4 protein-coding genes are annotated in these 2524 nt (G+C 31.6%); all 4 read right to left on the reverse strand.

Translation table 11 applies throughout. The features are described 5' to 3' along the window. Window positions 1-935: CocE/NonD family hydrolase (locus A9996_RS19165; protein ID WP_157487265.1), on the reverse strand; the 935-nt coding region annotated here is incomplete at its 3' end. Between the two features lie 161 nt (window positions 936-1096). Continuing rightward, window positions 1097-1801: a porin family protein gene (locus tag A9996_RS19170; RefSeq protein WP_083994042.1), complete on the reverse strand. Its 705-nt coding sequence runs from the start codon at window positions 1799-1801 to the stop codon at window positions 1097-1099. A 71-nt stretch (window positions 1802-1872) separates the two neighbouring features. Continuing rightward, window positions 1873-2001, reverse strand: coding sequence for a LuxR C-terminal-related transcriptional regulator (locus A9996_RS21105; protein ID WP_428838896.1), 129 nt, complete (start codon window positions 1999-2001; stop codon window positions 1873-1875). A gap of 24 nt (window positions 2002-2025) precedes the next feature. Beyond that, a complete protein-coding gene (locus tag A9996_RS19175; protein WP_066439117.1) occupies window positions 2026-2409 on the reverse strand; it encodes a hypothetical protein in 384 nt (127 codons plus the stop codon). Window positions 2410-2524: the final 115 nt, after the last annotated feature.

Consider the following 2524-nt stretch of genomic DNA (forward strand, 5'->3'; position numbering starts at 1 on the left):
TTAGCAACAGGATCAATTTCATAACCCATTAGATTTTTTTGAGGTTTGCTTTGACCACCCCAATGATCATAAGGTCCAATTACAAAATAATGATTAGCATTTTTGTTGTACTTATTGTGTAATTTAAAATATTGAATTGCTCCAATCTGTGAACCGTCATAATATCCTGTTGTTGAAAGAATTGGAATGTTTATTTTTGAATATTCATCAGGTGTTGGTACCATTGATTTCCAATAGGAATCATAATCAGGGTGTTGTAACCATTTCTGGAAAATTGGATTGGGATGATTTCCCAAACTATCTAAACTTTTAAAAGGAAAACCATTATTGTACCAATTAAAAACCAAGTCTCTATCGTATGGTTTGTTTTTATAGATATTATCATTCGCCCAACCCAAAATGTTACCATAAGGAACATTGTTTTCCATTGGTGCGTCAAAACCTGGCATAACCGCAACTTGTGGAACTATTGTTTTTAAAGCTGGATGACTATTTTTTACGGTTGCCCATTGTGAATACCCGGTATAACTACCACCATACATTGCTACGCTACCATTACACCAAGTTTGCTTACTAATCCAGTCGATAATATCATAAACATCCGTTCCTTCATGTTCATAAGGTGCGTATTCTTTTAAATTAGTGCGAATACCACGCGCGTAAGCAACAATTCCTACGTAATCTCTATCTGCTGAAAGTTTAGCAAAGTAGTCATCTGCTTTACCTTGGTAATAGGTAGTATAAAAAAGAACTACTGGTAAAGGCTGCGTATTTATTTTTTTTCGGACAATTGTAGCGGAAATATTTATTCCACTTTTAGTTGGAATTGAAATGCTATCCTGAATTGAATAAATATTGTCTGTAATATTTCCTTGTTGAGCCTTTGTGGTAAAAGTTGTCAGAAGTAAGAAAATCACCTTTAAAATATGTTTCATTTATATTAGTTTTTTTTAAAAATTCAAAATCTTATGATTTTTCAATTTTAAATTAGAATACTAACTCTGTTATGACTGTCGCAATAATAATGACCCAGCAATTTTAGAAGTATTCTGACATGGTTCAATTGTTTCAATTTATTTAGAATAGAATCTTTATTCTATTCTTTCTTATCTCTATTGAAAGAGTTCTTTTTCCAAGGTTTTGAAGAATGCAAGCTCACTATAAGGCTCCTATTGTATATGTTGTTACCGTTAGAAATATCTGTGATGCCATAATTATAACGAATATCGAAATTTAATCGCTTCCTTTTGGTATTAAATGTATAACCTCCACCTATTTGCACTCCTGTTTCCCAGCGTTGAAAGTCATTATTTGAATTTCCAAACGAGAGGCCAGAAGTTGAACCTGCTATTTTTTGTGACCCATACAGATTGTATGCAATAGAAGGCCCAATGTTAAAATGAAATTGACCAAGATGAAAACGGGCAAGTAATGGCAATTCTAAAGAATATATGCGTATGTTTGACTTATCGGTAGTCATTGGATTTTCAGGTTTTAAACCACCACCTTTCATTAATAAATACATCTCACTTACAATTGAAAAACTTGGGGTAATTCCAGCTTGAAATGATGCTCCAACCTGCAAACCGAGAAGCGGTTGTTTATAGTCACTTAATTCATTATTTGATTCCCCATAATTAAAGTTTGTACCGACAACATTAATTAGTGCGTCTAAATAAGATGTTGTAGAGTGGTGATTTTCAATTTTGACAAAAGTATTCTCTTCCATTATTTGACCAAAGGTTCTTGAATTAAGGCAAATTATAAATAGAATAAGCCCAAGCTTCATGTGTTTTATCATTATGATTTATTTCAAAGACAAATGTCTAAGAATACATAATTTTAAACAATACTGATTTATCAGTATAATCACTAATCAAGAAGACCAAACTTTGAAGCGAAAATCACAGCTTCAATAGAATTATTAGCTCCTAATTTTTCCAAAAATCTTTGACGATGTGTATTAACGGTATGTAAACTAATAGATAATTTATCAGAAATCTCCTTACTTAAATATTCCTTTTTTCACAAGTTGCAAACTTCTTTCTCTCTTTTAGTCAATTCAACTTGCGTTTTTGAAGAAGTATCCAAAGGAATGATTTCTCCTGTTCTAAAATTTAATAATTGACTTTGACTTTCATCAAATTCTTCTTGATTTGAAGATATGTCTACAATATTAAGCATCAGCCATATTTGACCATTTGAATCCAATTCCAAAACTTGATACTGTTCTATCAATCGAACATATTGATTTTGGGAATTCAACATTCTATACTCCGTAATTAATTTATGACTGAACTTATCAGTACTAGAAAATTTGTCCAATATTTTTAAAATAGAAACTCCATTGGTACTGCATTTAAGTGCATCTTCAGGATGTATTTTACTTAGCAAAAAACATCTGTCCATTGTCCTTATAATCACTAGAATCATAGCCTAAAAGAATTCCGAAGTTAGAGGAATATAAACCACTTCACGTTTGCATAAATCAAAAATTCCTGTTCCAGAATTACCGATATCAGAC

This window comes from Gelidibacter algens, assembly GCF_001678675.1.
GTDB lineage: Bacteria > Bacteroidota > Bacteroidia > Flavobacteriales > Flavobacteriaceae > Gelidibacter > Gelidibacter algens.